This window comes from Devosia sp. Root413D1 (genome assembly GCF_001425235.1).
GTDB lineage: Bacteria > Pseudomonadota > Alphaproteobacteria > Rhizobiales > Devosiaceae > Devosia_A.
On sequence record NZ_LMEA01000011.1, the window covers coordinates 158,758 to 181,454 of the forward strand.

Sequence of the window (22,697 nt, forward strand, 5' to 3'; positions counted from 1 at the left end):
TGCCGACCTACAGCCCGCCGCGCACCGCTGCGATGGCGTCGGCGCCCCTGGCGCCATCCGGACCGCCGCCCTGCGCCATGTCGGGACGGCCGCCGCCGCCCTGCCCGCCCAAGGCCGCGGTGGCGAGCTTGATCAGCTCGCCGGCCGAGTACTTGCCGGTCAGATCCTCGGTGACGCCGACCGCCACGGTGCCGCGGCCGTCATCGCCCTTCAGCACAACCGTAACCACACCCGAACCGATCCGCTTCTTTTCGGTATCGACCAGGCCCTTGACGTCCTTGGCTGAAATGCCTTCGACGGCGCGGCCGACATAGGTAACGCCGTTGACCGTCTCGTCAGCCGAAGCCGGCGCCGAACCGCCACCGCCGAGCGCAAGCTTCTTGTTGGCGTCGGTGAGCGCGCGCTCCGCCTTCTTGAGGTTTTCCTGCAGCGCCTCGATGCGGGTGAACACCTCGTGCGGCCCCACATGCAGCGCGTCGGCGACGCCGGCAACGAGGTTGGCATTGGTGCGCGCATGCTGGCGCGCGCCCTTGGCAGTCAGCGCCTCGAGACGGCGCACGCCGGCGGCAACGCCGGAATCGCCGAGTATGGTGATCAGCCCGATATCGCCGGTGCGTCGCACATGCGTGCCGCCGCAGAGCTCGACCGACCAGCCGACCGCGTTACCGGTCGGATCGCCCATCGAGACGACGCGCACTTCATCGCCGTACTTCTCGCCGAACAGTGCGCGAGCCCCGGACTCCTTGGCTTCCTCGACGCCCATCAGGCGCGTCTCGACCGGCGAGTTCTGCAAGACGATATCGTTGGCGATCTCTTCGACCTGAGCCAGTTCCTGCGGGGTGATCGGCTTGCTGTGGACGAAATCGAAGCGCAGCCGATCGGCCGAGACCAATGAGCCCTTCTGCGCCACGTGATCGCCCAGCACCAGGCGCAGCGCCTCGTGCAGCAGATGCGTCGCGGAGTGGTTGGCGCGAATGGCCGAGCGCCGGTCGTGATCGACGATCAGCGCCAGCGGTGAGCCGACCTTGATGGTGCCGTCGGTGACCTTCACCTTGTGGCCGAAGACGCCGTTGTTCTTGACCGTGTCGGTCACGGTCGCGGCGCTGCCTTCGCCGGTAAGCGAACCGGTGTCGCCGACCTGACCGCCGCTTTCGCCGTAGAACGGCGTCTGGTTGAGCACGACATAGCCTTCGTCGCCGGCTTTCAGCTCGTCGACCATGGCGCCGCCCTTGACCAGCGCAGTGACCGCGCCTTCGGCGGTCTCGGTCTCGTAGCCGAGGAACTCGGTCGGGCCGACCTGGTCGGCAACCGCGAACCAGACCTTGTCCTCGCTCGCTTCGCCCGAACCGGCCCAGCTCTTCCGCGCCTCGGCGCGCTGACGGGCCATCGCGTCCTCGAAGCCCGAGAGATCGACATTGATGCCGCGGGTGCGCAGCGCATCCTGGGTCAGGTCGAGCGGGAAACCGTAAGTGTCGTAGAGCTTGAAGGCCGTGACGCCCTCGAGCATGTCGCCCTGCTTGAGATCGGCGGTGGCTTCGTCGAGGATGACGAGACCACGGCTCAGCGTCTTGAGGAAGCGCTGCTCCTCGAGCCGAACCGTCTCCTCGATCATCTGCTCGCCGCGGACCAGCTCGGGATAGGCCTGGCCCATCTCCTTGACCAGCGTCGGCACGATCTTGTGGATCACCGGGTCGGTGGCGCCGAGCAGGGTCGCGTGGCGCATGGCGCGACGCATGATGCGGCGCAGCACGTAGCCGCGGCCTTCGTTCGAGGGCAGCACGCCTTCGGCAATGAGGAAGCTCATGGCGCGCACGTGGTCGGAGATGACGCGCAGGCTCGGCGTCGTCGGGTCGCCATTGAAGTTGGTGGCGTGCATGGTCGACGAAACCAGCGACTTGAACAGGTCGATCTCGTAATTGTTGTTCGTGCCCTGCATCACCGCCGCGACGCGCTCGAGGCCCGAGCCGGTATCGACCGAAGGCTTGGGCAGGCTGGTGCGCGAGCCGTCCGCAAACTGCTCGAACTGCATGAACACCAGGTTCCAGATCTCGACGAAGCGGTCGCCGTCTTCCTCAGGCGAACCCGGCGGGCCGCCCCAGTACTTGTCGCCGTGATCGTAGAAGATTTCCGAGCACGGACCGCACGGGCCCGTATCGCCCATCTGCCAGAAGTTCGACTTGGCCCCGAGCCGCACGATGCGATCCTCGGGCAGGCCGGCGATCTTCTTCCAGAGCGCCATCGCCTCGTCGTCGTCTTCGTAGATCGTCGCGGTCAGCTTCTCCTTGGGCAGGCCCCACTCCTTGGTGAGCAGGTTCCAGGCCAGCTCGATCGCGTGCTCCTTGAAGTAGTCGCCGAACGAGAAATTGCCGAGCATCTCGAAGAAGGTGTGGTGGCGCGCCGTGAACCCGACATTGTCGAGGTCGTTGTGCTTGCCGCCGGCGCGCACGCATTTCTGCGAGCTGGTCGCCCGCACATAGTCGCGCTTCTCGACGCCGGTGAAGACGTTCTTGAACTGCACCATGCCGGCATTGGTGAACATCAGGGTCGGATCGTTCCGCGGCACCAGCGGGCTCGATGCGACTTCTTCGTGACCATTGTTCGCGAAGTAGCTCAGAAAGCTCGACCGGATATCGTTCACGCTCGTCATGACGGGTCTCTTACAGACAAATGGCGAGGCCATGAGCCCCGCCAAGAACAACAGGAAAGGCCTTCTATCGCGGGGCTTGCGGTTGTGTCCAGCGCAGGGTGGGGAGAGGTGTCAGATTGGGTGCGTAGGACGCGGAGATCGCACTGTCGTCAGTCCCGCAACAAGCACCGGCCGTCATCCCGGCGAACGCCGGGACCCAGTGCACCAAACATTCCGCCAACGTCGACCCATCCGACCTTGCTGTGACGGACCGGCGGGGTTCGTACCCAGTCCATTGTCCGAGCAGTGGGTCCCGGCGTTCGCCGGGATGACGGCCGGTGGATGGGCACAATTGAGTTTACCCACCAGCGCCGGCGTGAATGGCACGATCGTGGAAACGCAACCCACCGCTCAAAACGAAAGGGCGCCACCTGGGCGCCCTCTTCTTCACATCCCGGCGGGTCCGATCACGCGTCCCCGTCGTCGCCCTCGTCACCTTCCGGCCCGGCCAACAGCGCTTCGCCGAGGATGCCGGAGCTTTCGCGCACGCCCTTTTCGATCTGGTCGGCGATCGCCGGATTGTCCTTGAGGAACTGGCGGGAGTTTTCACGCCCCTGCCCCAGCCGCTGGCTGTCATAGGAGAACCAGGCGCCGGACTTCTCGACCAGTCCCGACTTCACGCCGAGATCGAGCAGTTCGCCGGTCTTGGAGATGCCTTCACCATACATGATGTCGAACTCGACCTGGCGGAACGGCGGAGCCAGCTTGTTCTTGACCACCTTGACGCGTGTCTGGTTGCCGATGACTTCCTCACGCTCCTTGATCGCGCCGATGCGGCGGATATCGAGGCGGACCGAGGAGTAGAACTTCAGCGCATTGCCGCCGGTCGTGGTTTCGGGCGAACCGTACATCACGCCGATCTTCATGCGGATCTGGTTGATGAAGATCACCATCGCCTTCGACTTCGAAATCGAGCCGGTCAGCTTGCGCATCGCCTGACTCATCAGGCGCGCCTGCAGGCCCGGCATCGAATCGCCCATCTCGCCTTCGAGTTCGGCTTTCGGGGTCAGTGCGGCCACCGAGTCGACCACCAGCACGTCGACGGCGCCGGAGCGCACCAGCGTATCGGCGATCTCGAGCGCCTGCTCGCCGGTATCGGGCTGCGAGATCAAGAGCTCATCGACCTTCACGCCGAGCTTCCTGGCGTAGATCGGATCGAGCGCATGCTCGGCGTCGACGAAGGCGGCGATGCCACCGTTCTTCTGCGCCTCGGCCACCACATGCAGCGCCAGCGTGGTCTTGCCCGAGCTTTCCGGCCCGAACACTTCCACGATGCGGCCGCGCGGCAACCCACCGATGCCCAGTGCGATATCCAGTCCGAGCGAGCCGGTGGAAATCGCCTCGACCTGGGCAATGGCGCCCTCGCCGAAGCGCATCACCGTGCCCTTGCCGAAATTCCGCTCGATCTGGCTCAGCGCTGCTGCCAGCGCCTTCTCCTTATCCATCGATCCCTCAATAACTCGTAGAGGCGCAACAGCAGCCATCACCGGTCTCCCTTATTCCACTTCGGTCTGCGCCGCGCAAACCGATAAGATGTCCATCTAATGTACTCATTCTGTTCTCATTTCGTTTCCAAATCGTCAAGGGGGTAAATTCGCTGTTCCTTACGCACCGGCGCCTTGCGATTCGACCGCTGCGCACCCTTGGCACCCGCGTTGGTGATCTACATCCAAAATCCAAATGCAATCGCGGCTGCGCCGCGCTATAGGGCGGCAACGAAAATCAAGGGAATGGGCTTCATGCATCTCATCCAGTTCCAGGACGACAAGGGCGCGCGCGCCGTCGGCGCCACCGAAGGCGGCGTCACCAGCGTGGTCACCGGAGCCCAGAGCGTCTATGCGCTCGCTGCCGAAGCCGCCGAGCGCGGGCTGTCGCTGCGCGCCGTGGTCATCGAGAAGGGCCTCGGCGCCAAGCTCGATCGCGAGGCGCTCGCCCGTGAGGGCCGCCTGCTTGCCCCGATCGACCATGTCGATCCGTCGCACCTCTACGTCACCGGCACTGGCCTTACCCACCTGGGTTCGGCTTCGACCCGCGACGCCATGCACAAGTCGAACCAGCAGCAGGCTGAAGCGCCGCTGACCGATTCGATGAAGATGTTCCGCATGGGTCTCGAAGGCGGCAAGCCCGCGCCGGGCGAGATCGGCGTGCAGCCCGAATGGTTCTACAAGGGCAACGGCTACACCGTCACCGCGCCGGGCCAGCCGATCCCCTCGCCTGCCTTCGCCAAGGACGCCGGCGAGGAGCCCGAGATCGCCGGCATCTACTATATCGGCAAGGACGGCACGCCTTTCCGCCTTGGCTTCGCGCTCGGCAACGAGTTCTCCGACCACGTGACCGAGCGGGTGAACTACCTGTTCCTCGCCCATTCCAAGCTCCGCTTCTGCTCGTTCGGGCCGGAGCTGCGGGTTGGCGAGCTGCCGCGCAACGTCTCGGGCATGTCGCGGATCCTGCGCGCCGGCAAGGTGCTGTGGGAGAAGCCGTTCCTCTCGGGTGAGGACAACATGAGCCACACCATCGCCAACCTCGAGCACCACCACTTCAAGTACGACCTGTTCCGCCAGCCGGGCGACATCCACGTCCACATGTTCGGCACCGCGACGCTGAGCTTTGCCGACGGCATCAAGACCGAGCCCGGCGATGTGTTCGAGATCGAGGAAAGCCAGTTCGGCCTGCCGCTGCGCAATGCCGTCGCCTGGAACGACGACCGGCCCGTGACCATCCGCCAGCTCTAAGGGCTGGCCATCGTTGAGTTTTTGAGGAGCCGGGCCATGTGCCCGGCTCCTTGCTTTTCGGCCTTTTCCACAGCGTGCACATTTCGGCCCCCTCCCCGCCCAGATTGATGGGCGATGTTGCGGGAGTTCTCTTGGCAATTTGGTGCAAATCCGATCGATCGGCCTCAGCCGGGATTAGCGCTCGTCAGGAACACTATAGCCGCGGTGCAAAGGGAGGCATTCGCGTCCACCTCCACCTATAGCGAAAGGTACTCCCAATGATCACCGTATCCGCCTCGACCTCCGCGGCCGAGCTGCAGACCATTATTGACTCCGCTCCGGCTGGCGAAACCATCCTGATGGGCGCCGGCACGTTCGAGTTCAATGAGACCGTCGTCATCAACCGCGACGACATCACGGTGATGGGCACCGGTTCGGGCGCCACGACCATCGAACTCACCGGCAATGCCCGCGCCGGCGGCGCCTTCCAGGTCGGCGGCGTCATCGACGTACCAAGCTACTCGGGCGAGTTCGCGCTGGACGAGCCGGCGGCGGAAGGCTCGATGTACCTGCACCTGGCTGACGCGTCGGGACTCGCAGCAGGCGATCACCTGTGGATCGAGCTCGAGAACACGCCCGAATATCTCGACTCCATCGGCGATACCGAGTGGCGCGAGGATAAGCCTTTGCGCACCTCGATGGTCGAGGTCGCCTCGGTCAACGGCAACACCGTGCGGCTGACCAACGGCCTGGCCTTCGATTTCTCCACCATTGCCTCGGTGCAGAAGATCGAGGTGGCCGAGAACGTCAAGCTCGGCGGCTTCACCATCGAATCCGGCCTCGCCGAACAGGATCCAGGCAGCTTCACCAATGTCTCGGAGGCGTTCGACCGCTCCAACGTCATTTCGCTGTCGGGCACCAGCCACACAAAACTGTTCGACATCGCCATCGACAACGCCCCGTCCAACGGCTTCACCTTTGCCCAGTCGATCTTCCTCGAGGCCTCGAACCTCTCGGTCGATGGCGCGGTGAACAAGGGCGATGGCGGCAACGGCTACGCCTTCCAGCTCAAGGCGCTCTACGACAGCCAGCTGGTCGGGCTCGAAGCCTTCGACACCCGCCACGCCGTGCTGTTCGCCAGCTGGACCAGCGAAGCCAACAACACCATCCAGGTGCGCGAGACCAACCGCGACATCAACTTCCACGGCGGCGACGACCACGACAACATCGTCATGGTGCTAAGCTCGGAACGCACCGATCTCGAAGCCACCTACCTGTCGCCGACCCTGTTCGTGAACGACGAGGGCACCAGCTATGGCGCCCCCACTAACCCCCATGCCAACACCGTCACCTTCGACGTCGTCAAAGGCACCAACAAGAGCGAACTGCTGGTGGCCAATGACAGCGGCGTCGAGTTCCATGCCCGCGCCGGCGCCGACATTCTCGTCGGCGGCAATGGCAGTGATCGGCTCTACGCCGAAAAGGGCGACGACCTGGTGTTCGCCTCGAAGGGCAACGACGTCATCGATGGCGGGCTCGGCACCGATGTGCTGGCCTATGCCGGCGACCGTGATGACTACACGCTGACCCGCGACCTCTCCGGCCGCTTCGTCGTGCACAAGGCCGGCGGCAGTTACGACATCGTCGGCGGCGTCGAAGCCTTCCGCTTCGCCGATGGCACGGTGGCTACCTCGACCCTCACCGACCTGCCGACCACCTATTTCGGCTCCGACGACGCCGATCGCATCGTCGTCAGTTCGGTGCATGACGTGGTGCTGTCGGGCGGCGGCTACGACCGTATCGTGGCCTCGACCAGCTACGTGCTGGGCGACGAGAACGAGGCGCTGGAGCTCGTCGGCGATCGCGCCGTCAACGGCTTCGGCAACGCTTCCAACAACAGCTTCACCGGCAACGATGCCGACAACGAGCTGTTCGGCTTCGGCGGCGACGACCGCTTCTTCGCCCGTGGCGGCAATGACTATCTGTCCGGCGGCGACGGCAGCGACGATCTCTACGGCCAGGCCGGCAACGACCGGCTGTTCGGCGGCAGCGGCGATGACCTGCTGAATGGCGGCTCGGGCAGCGACACCTTCGTGTTCTCGGCCGGCCGCGACACTGTCGAGGACTTTTCGCTTCGCTCCGGCGACCGGCTCGACACCGGGCTCACCAGCTTTGCCTCACCGGAAGCGTTCCTCGCGGCGTTCCGAGAGGCGGCGGCCAGCGGCGGCGACAGCTTCGATACGCTCGGCATCGATGTCGATGGCAGCGGCTACCACGTCGAAATCCGCGTCGCCGATACGCATGGCGACCCGCTCGTCATGGGGCTCAACGGCGCGACGCTCGAATCCCTGTTGGCATCGTCGGACTGGATCGTCTGACCTGCCCTGAATTTCGGCACGGGGGCACCCAAATACCTGTTGCTGAAAAATGCGGCACCAACCCCGCATGACCTGAACCCCGGAACCCCAGTGTTCCGGGGTTTTTTCTTGCTCGGCATCGCATCGGCCATGCCATCCAGGCATGGCTACTATCCGACGGCGCCGGTTCATGCATGGCGCGGCCGAAACGAGACTCCGCCGCACTGGCCCAATCGCAGCGACGGGGTGTGAAATGTCGAACGGCGCCAGGCGCGAAAGCGTCGTCCGCGCCCTGATGAGGCGCACCCGCTTCCCGCTGCTGGCGCTTGGCCTCTTAAGCCTTGCCACCAACCTCCTGGTGCTCACCGGCCCGCTATTCATGTTGCAGGTCTACGACCGCGTGCTGGCCAGCCGCTCGGTGCCGACACTGGTGGCGCTGTTCGCGCTGGTCGCTGGCACCTATGCCTTTCTCGCTTTGCTTGACCTCTTGCGCTCGCGCATGGCCTTCCGCTTTGCCGGCGCGCTGGAGGCCTCGGTCGCGCCCGACGTGTTCCGCGCCTCGCTCCGCGCCGGGTTGCTGCCGCTCGGCCTCGTGCGACCCGACGCGGTGCGCGATCTCGATTCCATCCGAAGCTATGTCGGCGGGCCGGGACCGCTGGCGCTGTTCGACCTGCCCTGGCTGCCGGTCTATCTGGGCGTGGTTTTCCTGTTCCACCCGGCGCTCGGCTGGCTGGCAACCGGCGGGGCGCTGGTGGCGACGACCCTGCTGGTGATCAACGAGCGCCTGTCAGGCCGGCCTACCGCCGAAGCCGCCGCTGCCATGGCGCATCGCCAGGCGCTCGGCGAGGATGCCCGCGCCAATGCCGAGCCGGTCTTCGCCATGGGTATGCTCGACGATGTCACCGGCCGCTGGCAGGCGCGCTCCGAGGTGCTGGCCGAGGTGCAGACCCGCGCCTCCGACGTCGGCGCGCTCTACTCGTCGGTAACCAAATCGTTCCGCTTCCTGCTGCAGTCGGCAGTGCTGGCGCTGGGCGCCTATCTGGTGATCCGTGGTGAACTTTCGGCCGGGCTGATGATTGCCGCCTCGATCGTTACCTCGCGGGCCCTGGCGCCGGTCGAGCAGGTGGTGGCGCAGTGGCGCGGACTGACAGCGGCCCGCCAGGCGCTGCGCCGCACCGAGATGCTGCTGGCAATGCAACCGCCGGCGGGCAACCGGCTGAGCTTGCCCGACCCGCAATTCACTCTGGAAGTCCGGCAGTTTGCCACTGGGCCGGACCTGGAAAAGCCGCCGCTGGTGGCCGGTGTCAGCTTCACCCTCGCGGCGGGCGAAGCCATGGGCGTGCTCGGCCTTTCCGGCTCGGGCAAGACCTCGCTGGCGCGCGGCCTCTGCGGCATCTGGCCAGTGCAGCAGGGCGAGGTACGCCTCGATGGCTCGGAGCTCACGCATTTCGATCCGATCCAGCTCGGCCGCCGCATCGGCTACCTGCCGCAAAGCGTCGGGCTGTTCGACGGCACCGTCGCCGAGAACATCGCCCGGTTCCGCCCCGACGCCGACAGCGAAAGCGTGCTGAAGGCAGCCCGGCTGGCCGGCGTGCATGAGCTGATCACCGGGCTTGCCGATGGCTATGACACCCGGATCGGCTCCCGCGGCGCGGCGCTGTCGGCCGGGCAACGACAGCGCATCGGACTGGCACGGGCACTTTATGGCGACCCGTTCCTCCTCGTGCTCGACGAGCCGAACGCCAATCTCGATTTCGCCGGCGACAACGCGCTGACCACGGCGCTGACATCAGCCAAGGCGCGCGGCGCCGTGGTGATCGTCATCGCCCACCGGCCCAGCGCCATCGCCGTGTGCGACAAGCTGATCTACCTGGTGAACGGACGCCAGAGCGCCTTCGGCGCCAAGGAGGAAGTGCTGCGGCAGGTCACAGCCCCTGCCCCACGCATCGAAGGGGTGCGGATCAATGGCTGATCCGCTCGGGAGCCTCAGGCGGCATGCCTTCGCCGGGCTCGGCGCCATGGCGCTATTTATTGGCCTGCTCGGTGGCTGGGCCGGCACCACCGAGATCGCAGGCGCAGTGGTGGCGCAGGGCACTGTCGTGCCGCTCGAAGGCAGCAAGCGTGTGCAGCACCCGGAAGGCGGTGTGGTCAGCGCCATCCTGGTGAAGGACGGCGATGCCGTCGAGGCGGGCCAATTGCTGGTGCACCTCGACAGCACCACGGTTTCAGCCAATCTCGCGGTCATCGTCTCGCAGCTGAGCGCCGCATTCGCCCTCGAGGCGCGCCTCACCGCCGAGAGCATCGGTAACGACAAGCTGACGCTTCCAGCCAGTCTGGATGCCTGGCCGGACCGCGCGACGCTCGACGGGTTGCTCGCCGCGCAGGAGCGGCTGCGCCAGAGCCGTGCCGCGGCGCAGGCCGGTCTCACGACGCAATTGGAAGAGCAGATCGGTCAGCTCGGCGAACAGATCGCCGGGCTCCAGTCCCAGCAGGCGGCGGTGCGCCGGCAGAGCGAAATCCTCGCCGACGAGGTCGTCGATGCCGAGGCGCTGTTCCGCGATGGCCTGATGGAAGCCAGCCGGCTCAACGCTTCCAAGCGCGAACTGGCGCGGCTCGAGGGCGAGGCCGGCAACCTCACAGCCGAGATCGCCTCCGCTCGCACCGCCATCGCCGGCAGCCGGGCCAAGATCGCCGAGAACACCGCCACCTTCCGCGCCGGCGTGCTGGAAGACCTGCGCGATGTCGGGCTGCAGATCGCCGAGCTGCTGCAACAGAAGATCGCCGCCGAGGACCGGCTGGCAAAACTCGAAATCCGCTCGCCACAGGCCGGCATCGTCCACGAGTCGATCGTTCGCACCGTCGGTGGCGTGGTCGCGGCCGGTGAGACGCTGATGCAGGTCGTGCCCCATACCGACCGGCTGGCGCTCGAGGCACGCGTCTCGCCGCTCGATGTCGACAAGCTGACCGTCGGCCAAGCCGCCGCGGTGCGGCTCACCGGGCTCGATGCCCGAACCACGCCCGAACTGGTGGCCGCGGTCGACTCCATCTCGCCCGACCTGTCGCGTGATCCGGCGACGGGCGTCGCCTATTTCTCGATCCGCATGAAACTGAGCGAAACCGAGCTCGCCCGCCTGCCCCACGGCCAGCACGTCACCGCCGGCATGCCGGCCGAAGCCTTTCTGCGTACGGCGGACCGCACGGTGCTGTCGTACCTCTTGGGGCCGCTGGCGGCACAGCTCAGCCATGCCTTCCGCGAGGACTAGTCCTCGTTGCTGGCCACCTGCTGCAGCCGCTTGAGCTGCGGTCCGTCGAGGAGGCCGAGGCGGCTCATGAAGCCGAGCAGCAGCCGGCCGCTGTCGAGCGGCGCCAGCATCAGCACCAGGCTGTCGGAAATCCTTGGGCTTCGCCGGGCTGGTCCAGACTTCCCGTCAGCGAGATCGAGCAACAAGGCGTGGGCAAAGCCGAGCTTGAGCATGGCCATCTCCTGGTCTTTGGTGAGCTTACGCCGCGAACACTTGCGCTACCACCTTTGGCTGGTTTACCCGGTGCAACTGACATGTCAGTGTCCGCCGCCGTCGGGCCAAGGGAGTTTGTACATAGATGAGCGCCACCAGTTTCAAGCAGCGCCAGGTTGGTCGGACCAGCCTCGAATTGACCGAGCTCGGGCTCGGCGGCGCGACGCTCGCCGGCATCTTCTCCGAGGTCCCCGACGAGCAGGCCCGCGCCACCGTCGGCGCTGCCCTCGATGCCGGCATCCGCTACTTCGACACCGCGCCGCAATATGGCTATGGCCGCTCCGAACACCTGATGGGCGATGGCCTGCGCTTCCGCACCGAGGGCGTCGCCATCTCCACCAAGGTCGGCCGCCTGCTGCGGCCGGTACAGTCGGAGGCCGAGCGCGACTATCCGCATAACTGGATCAAGCCGCTGCCGTTCGAGCAGGTCTACGATTACAGCTATTGGGGCGTGATGCGCTCCTACGAGGCCAGCCTCGCCCGCCTCGGGCTGAGCAAAGTCGACATCCTCTACGTCCACGATATCGGCCTCGCCACTCACAGCGCCGAGCAGAACCCGATCTACTGGAAGCAGCTTGCCGAGGATGGCGGCTACAAGGCGCTCAACGAGCTGAAGGCGACCGGCAAGGTTTCGGCCATCGGCCTCGGCGTCAACGAGTGGGAAGTGCTGATGGATGCGTTCGCGCTCGGCGATTGGGACGTGTTCCTGCTCGCCGGCCGCTACACGCTGCTCGAGCAGACCTCGCTCAGCCCGTTCCTCACCACCTGCCTCGAACGCGGCGCCTCGGTGGTCTGCGGCGGCCCGTTCAATGGCGGCGCCCTGATGGGCACCGGCACCTGGAACTACGCCAAGGCGCCCGAGCACATCATCAAGCGCGTCTCCGACCTCGAAGCGCTGTGCAAGGAATTCGGCGTGCCGCTCGGCGCCGCCGCGCTGCAGTTCCCGCTCGCCCACAAGGCGATCTGCAACATTCTCCCCGGCCCCAGGTCGCCGGCCGAACTCAACGGCATCCTCGACTGGTGGAACGTCACGATTCCCGACGCGCTGTGGGATGCCCTCGCCGATCGGAAGCTCGTCGAAGCCGGCACGCCACTGCCGAACGGCCGCACCGCGTGATGCCACACAAGGTGCTGATGATGGACGTCGACGGCGTCCTCGTCAGCGGCCGGCCGACAGACGGCCGCCATCTGTTCGCCGAACTGGAAGCCGATCTCGGCTTGTCGCCTGATCGGCTGCGGGAGACGTTCTTCACGCCGTTCTGGGAAGACATCGTCACCGGTCGCGAAGCGCTGACCGAACGGCTGGCGCCGGTGCTGGCCGAGATCGCGCCAAAAGTTTCGTGCGAGCGGCTGATCGCCTACTGGTTCGAGAACGACTCGCGGGTCGACAAGGCCGTGCTTTCAGCGGTGAAACGTTATCGAGAGCGTGGCGTGCCGGTGTTCCTCGCCACCAACCAGGAGCACATGCGGGCCGACTACCTGATGCAGCAGGTCGGCCTCGGCGCATATGTCGACGGCATCATCTATTCGGCGGCGCTCGGCCACCGGAAGCCACATGCCGAGTTCTTCGAGCGCGCCGCGGCCATTGCCGATGCTGCGCCCCAGGACATCGTGCTGGTCGACGATACGCTGGCCAATGTCGAAGCGGCGCGGCGAAGCGGTTGGAGCGCCGTGCACTGGACTGGCGACAGCACGCTGGACGACGAACTATCACCCTATTTGGGGTGAGCGCGCGCCGTTCGTCCTTACCGTGACGGATCGGTGGCTTACCCCTCACCCGTCTCGGCCTACGGCCGATCCACCCTCTCCCCGACGGGGAGAGGAAAAGTGAGGGTCACCGCACCCTCGTATTCTTCTCCCCGTCGGGGTCGCGGGACGAGGGCGTAGCCCTCGCCCGGAGGTGGCGCGTAGCGCCGGATGAGGGGTGGGCCACAAAAGTTTGGCGCTGCTGGCCGCTCGTGAACCCCGAGCCAGCCTCAAACATGGCTCCTAAAGCCCCACCGCATCCTCGAGATAGTGCCGGCGGATGCCGAAGAACTCTTTGGCCTCCGCCAGCTTCCTCAGCTGCGCGGCATCCTTGCCGCGCCTGGTCTTGGTCGCAACGATCAGTACGTTCTTGGGTGTATGCACGTCCGAGATGAACTCGAACACCTTGGTCGAATAGCCGAAATGCTCGAGGATCATGGCGCGCATCGCGTCGGTGACCATCTCGGCCTGCCGCTCGACGAAGATGCCGTGCTTCATCAGGAAATCCAGCGCATTGCCGCGGTTCGAGGTCTCGATCTCGCGGCGGATCTGCTTGTGGCAGCACGGCGCGACGACGATCAGTTCGGAACCGGCAGCGATCCCCTTGGCGATGGCGTCATCGGTAGCGGTGTCGCAGGCGTGGAGCGCGATCAGCACGTCGGCACCGGCGGAGTCGAAATTCTCGATCGTCCCCTGCTCGAAGCTCAGGTTGCCGATGCCGGTGGCGCGGGCCGTCTCGTTGCAGAAGCTCACGAGATCGTCGCGGAATTCGACACCGACCACCTCGGCGGAACGCCCAAGGTTCTGCTTCAGATAGTCGGCCACGGCGAAGGTCAGATAGCCCTTGCCGGCGCCCATATCGACCACCCGGTTCAGCTTGCCCTCGGGGATCGCCTTCAGCAGCGGCCCGAGGATTTCGACATAGCGGTTGATCTGGCGGAACTTGTCGCCGGCGGCCTTCAGCACCTGCCCATCGGCGCCAGTGACGCCGAGTTCGGTAAGCCAGGCTTTGCCGGCCGCCGGGATCGGGCGGGCCTTGGCGCGATCGTGTGACAACGAGGCCGGCGCCTTGCTGGTCGGTTCGCTCTGCTTCAGCCGCGGCGCCTTGCCCTGGCTGTCGAACTGCAGGTCGAACGCCGTGGTGAACAGGAAGGCCTGGCGAAAGTCCTTCTCCATCAACCGCCTGAGCTGGCCGATCGCGCCAGCGGGCGGATGGTTCTGCGTGAGGTCGCGGGTCTGGTGGTGGAAGGTGAAGCTAAGCTTCAGCTGCTCGCGGATGGTCGCGGGTTTGACATCGACGCTCTTCAGCGTCTCGTCGGCGCCGAACGGCAGGCGCAGCGCCAGGCGCACGAAGCTGCCATCGGCGACGGCGCTGTCGAGGGCGGCAAGGAACTGGTCGATCTTGGGAAGGCTGGTATCCATCTCCGGCATATAGGCCTGCTGGCGCCGAAACGCTACTGCCCGCTGGAGCTCTCTGATTTTGTCGCGCTATCAGGAAAAGTCTGCAACTTTTCCTGATAGCGCTACTCCGCGCCCTGTTCGACCTTGCCCAAGACGTCCTTCACCTTGGTGTTGATCTGGTCGAGCGAATACGGCTTGGGCAGGAACTCGACGCTCTGGTTATCGGCAATGTCCTGCCGGACGTTCTCTTCGGCATAGCCGGAAACGAAGATCACCTTGAGATCCGGCATGTGCTCGCGCACTTTGGTGAGCAGCGTCGGGCCGTCCATTTCCGGCATCACCACGTCCGAGATCATCAGGTCGATCTTGTAGTCGAGCTCCTCCAGCACATCGAGCGCCTCGTCGCCGCTATCGGCCTCGAATACCTCATAGCCGGTGGTGCGCAGCGCCCGCGCCGAAAACGCCCGCACGCTGTCCTCGTCCTCGACGATCAGGATGCGCTCATGGCCGGTGAGGTCCTTGACCTGCACCACTGCCTGCTTGACCGGCGCATCGCTTTCGGTCGGCACGTAGCGTGGCAGGAAGATGCGGAACGTGGTGCCCTTGCCGACGATGGAGTCGGTGTAGATGAAGCCCGACGACTGCTTGACGATGCCATAGACCGTCGACAACCCGAGGCCGGTACCCTTGCCGAGTTCCTTGGTGGAGAAGAACGGCTCAAAGATCTTTTCGAGGATTTCCGGCGGCATGCCGGTGCCGGTGTCCTCGACTTCGATCAGCACGTAGTCGGCCGGCGGCATCCCGGTATAGGTGAAGCCGCTGGCCTCGCCCTCGGTGACGTTGCGCGTCCTGAGCGTGATGTCGCCGCCATTGGGCATCGCGTCGCGCGCGTTGACCACGAGGTTGACCACCACCTGCTCAAGCTGCACCAGGTCGGCCTTCACCGGCCAGACCGGATTGGAGTGCTCGACACTGAGGGTGATCTGCTCGCCGATCAGCCGCTTCAGCAGCACCGTGAGGTCGTCGAGATGCCCCGGCACCTCCAGTACCTGCGGCCTGAGCGTCTGCCGGCGCGAGAAGGCCAGCAGCTGCCGGGTGAGGCCGGCTGCGCGGTTGGCGCTGTTCTTGATCGACATCAGGTCGGCAAAGCTCGGATCGCCCGGCTTGTGCTTCAAGAGCAGCAGGTCGGCGAAGCCGATAATGGCGGTCAGCACGTTGTTGAAATCATGCGCCACGCCGCCGGCCAGCTGGCCCACGGCCTGCATCTTCTGGCCCTGGGCGAACTGCGCTTCGAGCTTGCGCTGCTCGCTCATGTCGAGTGCGTAGACGTTGATCCGCTCCGCCGCGCCCTCGGCTTCCTCGGAGCTCGAGACATAGAGGCGCACCGCGTGGTCGCTGCCACGGGTCAGCGTCGCATCCACCGGCTCGATCTCGGAGCGGCTGGCCAGCGCCGCGTCGATCGCCTTGGCGAAGGCCTCGCGGTTGCCCTCGGCCAGCAGGTCTGCCATCGGCTGCATGTCGATCGACTGCTCGCCACCGGCCCAATCGAAGATCCGGCTGAACGGCGCATTGGTGCGAATGATGCGGCCGGCTTTGTCGAGCGTCGCGATGGCGAACGGCGTGTCGTTGAAAAAACGCGAGAAGCGGACTTCCGACGCGCGCAGCGCCTCTTCCTTGTCGGCGCCCTGCCGGCGGTCGAGCACCAGGGTGCGGGTCTCGCCGAGCTCGCCATCGGCGAGGCGCGCGGCGCGATGCATCAGCCGCACCGGGAAGCTGGTGCCGTTGCGGCGGACGAGGTCGATATCGATGATCTCGGTGCGGATCTCGCCGTCCGAGCGGCCGCGCATCAACAGGCTCGCGCCGTCGCCGCGCACGATGTCGCTGAGCCGGATGGCGGTGGATTCGAACTCGGCGAGATCGTAGCCGAGCCAGTCCGCGAGGGTCGAGTTGAGGTACTGCACCCTGCCCTGCGCGTCGGCGGAGAAGAAACCGGCCGGCGCATGGTCGAGATAGTCGATGGCGCGCTGCAGTTCGAGGAAGGCGTTGTCCTGCCGCTCGCGGTCGCGGGTAATGTCCTCGACGGTCCACAGCACCAGGGGCTTGCCGCCCTCGTCGATGGTGGGCAGGGCCCGCACCCCGACCCGGTACCAGAACGGCTTGGTCGAGCCGCCCACCGAACCGCCGAGCCCGCCGATGATGCGGATATCCTCGATCGCCGGCCGGCCGTCACGCGCCGCGCGCGCCAGCCGATACACTGCCTCGGAGGCCTCGGGCTCACCGGCGAACAGCCGCGGCACCGAAACCGGCACGCCGTCAGTCACCCCGCCGGGAAACTCGCCGTAATGCGCGTTGACATAGCTGATCTTGCCTTCGCGGTCGGTGACCAGCGCGCCGAACGGCAGGCTGTCGACCACGGCGCGGCTGAGCGTCTGGGTATCCTCGCTGGCCGAGAAGCGGAACAGCCCTGCGGCCACCGCGAACAGGCAGAACACGCCGACCACGGCGAGCAGCCCGAGAAACACCAGGATCAGGTCGGCCGGAATGCGGTCGCCCAGCGTCGCCAGCAACACCGCGCCGGTAATGAAGAAGGCCGCCAGCGCCACCACGCGCCAGAGCCCCGCGCTGCTGCGCCCGCGGTTCAGCAGCGGGTTGGGATAGTTATCCTCGTCGAGCGGCAGAGGTGCCATGCGCTGGTGGTGCCCCGGGGAAAAGTCACGCCGAATCGGCCTTCTCAAGGTCTAGCAAAGCCACAAGTCGGTTGGGTAGCCGCAATGGCGTTATCCCCGTCAGGTCGGGCAGATTTGTGAGGGGGATGGAAGGGATACAGCACCAGCCTATCAGCCATCTCCCCCTCGGCGGGGGAGAAAGCGAAAACTTGGGCTTAGCGCAGCTAAGTCCTTAGTTTTCGCAAGAGAGGGGGACGTGGAGAGGCACGGAGGCTCCGCATCCCCTCTCTCTTGGAATTTCGAAGGCTTAGCCAAGAAGCTAAGCCCAAGAAATCCCACTCTCCCCCGCACGGGGGAGATGGGCATCGAGTTGCCTCTCCCTAACCCGCCTTCCAGCCGCGGCTCTGCTTCAACCGCATCACGAAGCCGATGACTTCGGCCACCGCCTTGAAGTGCTCGGTCGGGATGGTCTGATCGATGTCGACGCTGGCATAGAGCGCCCGGGCCAGCGGCGGGTTCTCGACGATCGGCACGTTGTTCGCTTTGGCCAACTCGCGGATACGGAAGGCGATGGCGTCGGCGCCTTTGGCGACGCATTGCGGCGCCGCCATGTCGCGATCGTATTTCAGCGCCACGGCGAAGTGGGTCGGGTTGGTGATCACCACCGTCGCCTCGGGCACCGCCGCCATCATGCGCTTGCGGCTGCGCTCCATGCGCACCTGCCGGATGCGGCCTTTGACCTTGGGGTCGCCTTCCTGCTGCTTGTATTCGTCGCGGGTTTCCTGGACCGTCATCTTCAACCGGTTCCACCAACGGGTGCGCTGGTAGACGTAGTCGGCGATGGCGACGACGGTGACCACCGCCAGCACCGCCCCGAAAATGCTGAGGCTCAGATCCATGAACTCGGCGGCGATCATCGCCGGCTCGAGCTGGATCATCATCTCGAGGCTGTCGATCTTGGGCGCCAGCACGAACCACAGCACCGCCGAAACCACGGCGAGCTTGATCAGCCCCTTGACGAAGTTGACCAGCGCCTCGGTCGAGAACAGGCGCTTCGCCCCTTCGATCGGGTTGATCTTGGAGAATTTCGGCTTGATCGGATCGAGCGACAGCAGCGGCCGGTGCTGCACCAGGTTGGCGGCAATGCCGAATGCGGCGAGGACGATCGATGGCAGGATCGCCACCATCAGGATCGAGCCCGCGAGGCTGCTCCAGAACGCCGCCAGCGCCTGACTGCCGACCTCGAACTTTTCCGCATTGCCGAGCAGCACCTTGAGCTGTTCGACGAGGCTGGCGCTGGTCGGTCCGGCCATCATGGCAAACACCAGCGCCGAGCCCGACAGGATGAACCAGGTATTGACCTCCTGGCTCTTGACCACATCGCCCTTCTCATGGGCGTCGCGAAGCTTTTTTTCCGAAGGATCTTCGGTTTTTGATGACTGTTCCGGGGCCTCGTCGCTCATCTACCGCATGTCTCCCGAAAGTGCGTACCGGTTTCGGGACAAAGACATGCGCAAAAACAAAGAGCTAAGGCGCACGAAGCGACTCCTGGAGATCGCGACGCGCATTAGCGAACGCCGCGCAGCATGGCGAGCACGCCCTCGAAATGCATCAGGTAGAGGCCCATCATCATGGCCAGCAGCAGCGCCATCAGGATCAAGCCGACCCCAACCGTCGCCGGCATGGCGATGAAGAACACCTGCAATTGCGGCATCAGCCGGCTGAGGATGCCCATGCCCAGGTTGAACACCAGCCCGAACACGATGAACGGCGCCGACATCTGCACCCCGATGACGAAGGCGCCGGCGACGGTATCCACCACCGTCTCTGCCGCATCGCCGAACATCAGCGGCTCTTTGGGCGTGAAGATCATGTAGCTGTCATGGATCGCCGACAGCGCTACGTGGTGAAGGTCGGTGGCAAAGATCAGCGTGATGCCGAGAAAGCTGAGGAACGCACCGATCAGCGCGCCCTGCACGCCGCCATTGGTCGGGTCGGCCGCCTGCGCCACCGAGAGGCCGGATGACGAGGCGATAATGGCGCCGGCGGCCTGGGTGCCGGAAACCGCCAGCCGAGCGATGGCGCCGAGGATCAGCCCGACAATCACCTCGTGCAGCACCACCACCACCATCTCGGGCAGGTTGGTCGGCAGCGCCGGCAGCTGCGGCGAAACGATCGGATAGAGCACGGCGGCGAAGACCAGCGCGAAACTCAGCCGCATGCGGGCCGGGATAGCGGTTTCGCCCAGCGCAGGGATCAGCATCAGCATGGCGCCGACGCGGGCAAAGATCAGCACATAGAAATAGGCGGTCTCGGGCAGCCAGTTGAGCGAGATCATGGTCAGCCGCCGGACATGATCATGTCGGCGAGCTTGGTCATGTAACCGCCGAGGATAGCGCCCATGAACGGCAGCGACAGCAGCATGGTGACGAAGATCGCGAGGATCTTGGGCACGAACACCAGCGTCATTTCCTGGATCTGGGTCAGCGCCTGGAACAGCGCGATGACCACGCCGACCACCAGCCCGACGATCATCATCGGCGCGGCAACGAGGATCATCACCCAGATGCCCTCACGGGCAAGATCGAGAACCGCGGCGCCGGTCATACTGTGGCGCTCCCGAAGGCCGCTGGTCCGCCGGCACCCGCCTCCCACTCGGCGTCATCCCCGCGAAAGCGGGGATCCATTCCGCCGCTTGCGCGGGCGGAGACATGGGTCCCAGCTTTCGCTGGGATGACATCTGTGAGTGGGTGAGAGTGGTTCATGAGCGGCCCTGCCTGCTGCACGATATCGCGAGTCGCGAACCGTCAGATCGGCATCCGCATGATTTCCTCATAGGCCGAGATCACCCGGTCGCGGACCGTCACCATGGTATCCATGGCGAGCTCGGTCTGGCTGATGGCCGTCACCACGTCGACCATATCGCCGCGGCCGCTGACCATCTCCATCGCCTTGGTGTCGGCGACCTTGCCACTGTCGACCACGCCCTGCACGGCCTGGCCGAGCATTTTGGCAAAATCCTGCCCGCCGCCGAGATCGGCGACCTGGTTGAGCTGCGGCTTCTGCGCCTGCCCCAGGAGCTTGGCGGCATTCGAATAGGCCGCCGTGGCGGCGTTGATTGGAAGAGCCATGATCAGTTCCTGGAAAAGACGCGTCAGCCGCGCAGGATATCGAGGGTGGACCCCAGCATCTGCCGGGTGACGGTGACGACGTTGAGGTTGGCCTCGTAGCTGCGCTGCGCCTCGCGCATATCCATCGTCTCGATCAGCGAGTTGACGTTGGGGTAGCGCACATAGCCGGTGGCGTCGGCGGCCGGATGGCCGGGCTCGAAGCGCGAGGTGAAGTCGGACTGGTCGTAGGCGATGCGGCCGATCTCGACTTTGGTGGCGCCGAGCTCGTTATCCATCACCGCCTTGAAGGTCGGGATCTTGCGCCGATACGGGTCCTCCCCCGGTGTCTTGCCGGCGGAGTCGGCATTGGCGAGGTTTTCGGCGATTACCCGCATGCGAGCCGACTGGGCATGCAGGCCCGTCGCCGCGATTTTGAGGGACGAAAGAAAGTCGTTCATCGCTATGCCTGCTTGCCGAGGGCGGTTTTGATCAGCTTGACCGAGCGCGTGTAGAGCGTCGTGATCGCCTGGTAGTCCATCTGGTTGCCGGCAACCTTCATCATCTCGTCCTCGAGCGTCACACCGTTGCCCTCTGGGGTGATCTCAAAGCTGTTCATCGTGCGGGCGCCGAACCCGTCGGCATCGGTGCCGGAAATCGCGATGTGCCCCGGCTGCGTCGTCACCGTCGCGATCTTTGCCGTCGACAGATTCTTCATGTGCTCCTCGAAGCCGTAAGCCTTGAGGTCACGACCGCGGTAGCCGGGAGTATCGGCATTGGCGACATTTTCGGCGAGCAAGGTCTGGCGCGTCTGGTGCCAGCGCATCTTCTCGCCGATGGCGTCGAGCAGTCCTAATTTCATGGTGAGCCGGGTCCAGAATCCCCTGAGGAACTGGGCAAATCCTGCCTAGCAAGCGTTAACGAGACATTAACCACGAGCCTCCGCACGCCGAGTTGTCTCGCATTTTGCATAATCTGGGCGCATTACTCGGCAATAAGTTCCACTGATTTGCGTTCGGATGGCCACCCCGAGCGTCGAGGGAGTGCGCGGCGATGCAATTTATGACGAGTTTGCTGGGCGAGTCGGCCGGAACCATCGTCACCTCGGTGCTCGCTTTGGGCATCGTCCTGGTGCTGATCGTCCTCGGCCTCTGGGCGCTGAAACTGCTCACCCGTGGCACCACCGTCGTCGGCCGGGGCCGCAACCGGCGGCTCAGCGTCATCGACCACATGCAGGTCGACGCCAAGCGCCAGCTGCTGATCATCCGGCGCGACAATGTCGAGCACCTGATCCTCACCGGTGGCCCGCAGGACGTCATCGTCGAGACCGGCATTCCGGTGGAGCGCCCGCCGATGCCGACCCGCCGCAGCGTCGAACACGAAGTGCCGCCGCCGGCCACCCCGACGCTCAGCACGTCCGAGATCGACCGGCTGCGCGAGTTCGTTCGCCCGGGCGCACGCAAATCCACCTCGCTCCGCCATACCGGTTTGTTGCGCCCGGTCAGCACCATGGAGCCCGCCATTATCCCGATGCCGGCGATGACTGGGGATAACTCCGGCCGCGGCAAAGCCGACTCAGCTACAACGCCCGCAGGCAAGGACAACGGGCGGACTGCGCTTGGCGCTCAACGCAATCTCGGGGACGAACCCAAAGCGGATAGCCGCTAGTCGCCCCGCACTTCGCCGGGTCCTTACGCTACTCGCCTTTCTCTGTGCGCTGATCCTGCCGGGCCTCGCCTTCGGCCAGGACATCTCGATCGATTTCGGCAACGACGCGACCATCACCGAACGGGCGGTCCAGCTCGTCGGGCTGATCACCCTGCTCTCGCTGGCGCCGTCAATCCTCGTCATGGTGACGAGCTTCACCCGCATCGTCGTGGTGCTCTCGCTGCTGCGCACCGCCATTGGTCTTCAGACCGCGCCGCCCAACTCGGTGATGGTCAGCCTCGCGCTGTTCCTCACCCTCTTCGTCATGGGCCCGACGCTACAGCAGAGCTACGACAACGGCATTGCGCCGCTGGTTGCCGGCCAGATTCAGGTCGAGGAAGCCTTCACCCGGGCCTCGGCGCCAGTGCATGACTTCATGGCGGCCAATGTCCGGCCCGCCGACCTGCAGCTGTTCTTCGACATGTCGTCAACCCCGGCCCCCGCCGATCGCACGGCGATCCCGCTGCAGGTGCTGATCCCGGCCTTCATGATCTCGGAGCTCAGGCGCGCCTTCGAGATCGGGTTCCTCTTGTTCCTGCCCTTCGTCATCATCGACATGGTGGTGGCGTCGGTGCTGATGTCGATGGGCATGATGATGCTGCCACCGGTGGTGATCTCACTGCCGTTCAAGCTGATCTTCTTCGTGCTGGTCGACGGCTGGCACCTGGTCGCCGGCTCGCTGATCAGAAGCTTTGTGAGTACTTAGCAAAGCTGTGTGGACGTCCCTCTGGCAATGCGCTGATCAGAACCGGTCACGATCCCGCCGGGATTTGAAGCGCAGGTTGGTCCGAGGAAGCGGAG

The 22,697-nt window shown here is 65.2% G+C and carries 19 protein-coding genes; 8 read left to right on the forward strand and 11 right to left on the reverse strand.

Annotated features, from left to right (window positions below; all coding sequences use genetic code 11):
• Window positions 1-7: 7 nt before the first annotated feature.
• Entirely contained in the window at window positions 8-2,647 is a 2,640-nt protein-coding gene (gene alaS / locus ASC89_RS18135) for an alanine--tRNA ligase (protein ID WP_056000371.1), read from the reverse strand.
• Between the two features lie 446 nt (window positions 2,648-3,093).
• A complete protein-coding gene (recA, locus tag ASC89_RS18140) occupies window positions 3,094-4,170 on the reverse strand; it encodes a recombinase RecA (protein WP_082528255.1) in 1,077 nt (358 codons plus the stop codon).
• A gap of 255 nt (window positions 4,171-4,425) precedes the next feature.
• On the opposite strand from recA, the gene araD1 reads away from it, so the two are divergent.
• The 4 genes from araD1 (at window position 4,426) to ASC89_RS18160 (ending at window position 11,017) form a co-directional block, all read left to right on the forward strand.
• A complete protein-coding gene (gene araD1, locus ASC89_RS18145; protein WP_055882580.1) occupies window positions 4,426-5,418 on the forward strand; it encodes an AraD1 family protein in 993 nt (330 codons plus the stop codon).
• Window positions 5,419-5,675: 257 nt separating this feature from the next.
• Entirely contained in the window at window positions 5,676-7,775 is a 2,100-nt protein-coding gene (locus ASC89_RS18150) for a calcium-binding protein (RefSeq protein ID WP_055882276.1), read from the forward strand.
• Window positions 7,776-8,007: 232 nt separating this feature from the next.
• A complete protein-coding gene (locus tag ASC89_RS18155) occupies window positions 8,008-9,726 on the forward strand; it encodes a type I secretion system permease/ATPase (protein WP_082533446.1) in 1,719 nt (572 codons plus the stop codon).
• Window positions 9,719-11,017, forward strand: a complete 1,299-nt coding sequence (locus tag ASC89_RS18160; RefSeq protein WP_056000374.1) for an HlyD family type I secretion periplasmic adaptor subunit — start codon at window positions 9,719-9,721, stop codon at window positions 11,015-11,017. Before ASC89_RS18155 ends, ASC89_RS18160 begins: the two co-directional genes overlap by 8 nt.
• Here the strand turns inward: ASC89_RS18160 and ASC89_RS18165 are convergent.
• Window positions 11,014-11,229 (reverse strand): hypothetical protein, encoded by a 216-nt coding sequence (locus ASC89_RS18165; RefSeq protein ID WP_056000377.1) that lies wholly within the window; start codon window positions 11,227-11,229, stop codon window positions 11,014-11,016. The two genes, ASC89_RS18160 and ASC89_RS18165, sit on opposite strands and share 4 nt — an antisense overlap.
• A 125-nt stretch (window positions 11,230-11,354) precedes the next feature.
• On the opposite strand from ASC89_RS18165, the gene ASC89_RS18170 reads away from it, so the two are divergent.
• On the forward strand, window positions 11,355-12,386 hold the full coding sequence (locus ASC89_RS18170; RefSeq protein ID WP_056000380.1) for an aldo/keto reductase: 1,032 nt from the start codon (window positions 11,355-11,357) through the stop codon (window positions 12,384-12,386).
• A 17-nt stretch (window positions 12,387-12,403) separates the two neighbouring features.
• Window positions 12,404-12,997, forward strand: coding sequence for an HAD-IA family hydrolase (locus ASC89_RS18175; protein WP_244488494.1), 594 nt, complete (start codon window positions 12,404-12,406; stop codon window positions 12,995-12,997).
• Between the two features lie 261 nt (window positions 12,998-13,258).
• Here ASC89_RS18175 and ASC89_RS18180 read toward each other — a convergent pair whose 3' ends face one another.
• From ASC89_RS18180 to flgB, 8 genes are all read right to left on the reverse strand, one after another.
• Window positions 13,259-14,446 (reverse strand): SAM-dependent methyltransferase, encoded by a 1,188-nt coding sequence (locus tag ASC89_RS18180; protein ID WP_200940460.1) that lies wholly within the window; start codon window positions 14,444-14,446, stop codon window positions 13,259-13,261.
• A 92-nt stretch (window positions 14,447-14,538) separates the two neighbouring features.
• On the reverse strand, window positions 14,539-17,103 hold the full coding sequence (cckA, locus tag ASC89_RS18185) for a cell cycle histidine kinase CckA (RefSeq protein WP_056000386.1): 2,565 nt from the start codon (window positions 17,101-17,103) through the stop codon (window positions 14,539-14,541).
• 359 nt (window positions 17,104-17,462) lie between these two features.
• A complete protein-coding gene (gene flhB, locus ASC89_RS18190; RefSeq protein ID WP_056000389.1) occupies window positions 17,463-18,545 on the reverse strand; it encodes a flagellar biosynthesis protein FlhB in 1,083 nt (360 codons plus the stop codon).
• A gap of 104 nt (window positions 18,546-18,649) precedes the next feature.
• On the reverse strand, window positions 18,650-19,420 hold the full coding sequence (gene fliR, locus ASC89_RS18195) for a flagellar biosynthetic protein FliR (protein ID WP_244488495.1): 771 nt from the start codon (window positions 19,418-19,420) through the stop codon (window positions 18,650-18,652).
• A 2-nt stretch (window positions 19,421-19,422) separates the two neighbouring features.
• Window positions 19,423-19,689 carry a flagellar biosynthesis protein FliQ gene (fliQ, locus tag ASC89_RS18200; RefSeq protein WP_055882293.1) on the reverse strand — a complete coding sequence of 89 codons (267 nt, stop codon included), beginning with the start codon at window positions 19,687-19,689 and terminating at the stop codon, window positions 19,423-19,425.
• A gap of 200 nt (window positions 19,690-19,889) precedes the next feature.
• A complete protein-coding gene (gene fliE, locus ASC89_RS18205; protein WP_055882295.1) occupies window positions 19,890-20,213 on the reverse strand; it encodes a flagellar hook-basal body complex protein FliE in 324 nt (107 codons plus the stop codon).
• 23 nt (window positions 20,214-20,236) lie between these two features.
• Window positions 20,237-20,650 (reverse strand): flagellar basal body rod protein FlgC, encoded by a 414-nt coding sequence (flgC, locus tag ASC89_RS18210; RefSeq protein ID WP_055882301.1) that lies wholly within the window; start codon window positions 20,648-20,650, stop codon window positions 20,237-20,239.
• A 2-nt stretch (window positions 20,651-20,652) separates the two neighbouring features.
• Window positions 20,653-21,051 (reverse strand): flagellar basal body rod protein FlgB, encoded by a 399-nt coding sequence (gene flgB, locus ASC89_RS18215; protein ID WP_055882304.1) that lies wholly within the window; start codon window positions 21,049-21,051, stop codon window positions 20,653-20,655.
• Window positions 21,052-21,242: 191 nt separating this feature from the next.
• On the opposite strand from flgB, the gene ASC89_RS18220 reads away from it, so the two are divergent.
• Both ASC89_RS18220 and fliP read left to right on the forward strand, forming a co-directional pair.
• Window positions 21,243-21,857, forward strand: a complete 615-nt coding sequence (locus ASC89_RS18220; RefSeq protein ID WP_055882307.1) for a flagellar biosynthetic protein FliO — start codon at window positions 21,243-21,245, stop codon at window positions 21,855-21,857.
• The gene (gene fliP, locus ASC89_RS18225) at window positions 21,808-22,602 is read left to right on the forward strand and encodes a flagellar type III secretion system pore protein FliP (RefSeq protein ID WP_407065074.1); all 795 of its coding nucleotides are present in this window, start codon (window positions 21,808-21,810) and stop codon (window positions 22,600-22,602) included. The genes ASC89_RS18220 and fliP overlap by 50 nt, the downstream gene beginning before the upstream one ends.
• Window positions 22,603-22,697 lie beyond the last annotated feature (95 nt).

Bases quoted from the DNA above. Each gene is read 5' to 3' on its own strand.
- alaS (WP_056000371.1), bottom strand. From the start codon at position 2,647: ATGACGAGCGTGAACGATATCCGGTCGAGCTTTCTGAGCTACTTCGCG.
- recA (WP_082528255.1), bottom strand. From the start codon at position 4,170: ATGGCTGCTGTTGCGCCTCTACGAGTTATTGAGGGATCGATGGATAAG.
- araD1 (WP_055882580.1), top strand. From the start codon at position 4,426: ATGCATCTCATCCAGTTCCAGGACGACAAGGGCGCGCGCGCCGTCGGC.
- ASC89_RS18150 (WP_055882276.1), top strand. From the start codon at position 5,676: ATGATCACCGTATCCGCCTCGACCTCCGCGGCCGAGCTGCAGACCATT.
- ASC89_RS18155 (WP_082533446.1), top strand. From the start codon at position 8,008: ATGTCGAACGGCGCCAGGCGCGAAAGCGTCGTCCGCGCCCTGATGAGG.
- ASC89_RS18160 (WP_056000374.1), top strand. From the start codon at position 9,719: ATGGCTGATCCGCTCGGGAGCCTCAGGCGGCATGCCTTCGCCGGGCTC.
- ASC89_RS18165 (WP_056000377.1), bottom strand. From the start codon at position 11,229: ATGCTCAAGCTCGGCTTTGCCCACGCCTTGTTGCTCGATCTCGCTGAC.
- ASC89_RS18170 (WP_056000380.1), top strand. From the start codon at position 11,355: ATGAGCGCCACCAGTTTCAAGCAGCGCCAGGTTGGTCGGACCAGCCTC.
- ASC89_RS18175 (WP_244488494.1), top strand. From the start codon at position 12,404: ATGATGGACGTCGACGGCGTCCTCGTCAGCGGCCGGCCGACAGACGGC.
- ASC89_RS18180 (WP_200940460.1), bottom strand. From the start codon at position 14,446: ATGCCGGAGATGGATACCAGCCTTCCCAAGATCGACCAGTTCCTTGCC.
- cckA (WP_056000386.1), bottom strand. From the start codon at position 17,103: ATGGCACCTCTGCCGCTCGACGAGGATAACTATCCCAACCCGCTGCTG.
- flhB (WP_056000389.1), bottom strand. From the start codon at position 18,545: ATGAGCGACGAGGCCCCGGAACAGTCATCAAAAACCGAAGATCCTTCG.
- fliR (WP_244488495.1), bottom strand. From the start codon at position 19,420: ATGATCTCGCTCAACTGGCTGCCCGAGACCGCCTATTTCTATGTGCTG.
- fliQ (WP_055882293.1), bottom strand. From the start codon at position 19,689: ATGACCGGCGCCGCGGTTCTCGATCTTGCCCGTGAGGGCATCTGGGTG.
- fliE (WP_055882295.1), bottom strand. From the start codon at position 20,213: ATGGCTCTTCCAATCAACGCCGCCACGGCGGCCTATTCGAATGCCGCC.
- flgC (WP_055882301.1), bottom strand. From the start codon at position 20,650: ATGAACGACTTTCTTTCGTCCCTCAAAATCGCGGCGACGGGCCTGCAT.
- flgB (WP_055882304.1), bottom strand. From the start codon at position 21,051: ATGAAATTAGGACTGCTCGACGCCATCGGCGAGAAGATGCGCTGGCAC.
- ASC89_RS18220 (WP_055882307.1), top strand. From the start codon at position 21,243: ATGCAATTTATGACGAGTTTGCTGGGCGAGTCGGCCGGAACCATCGTC.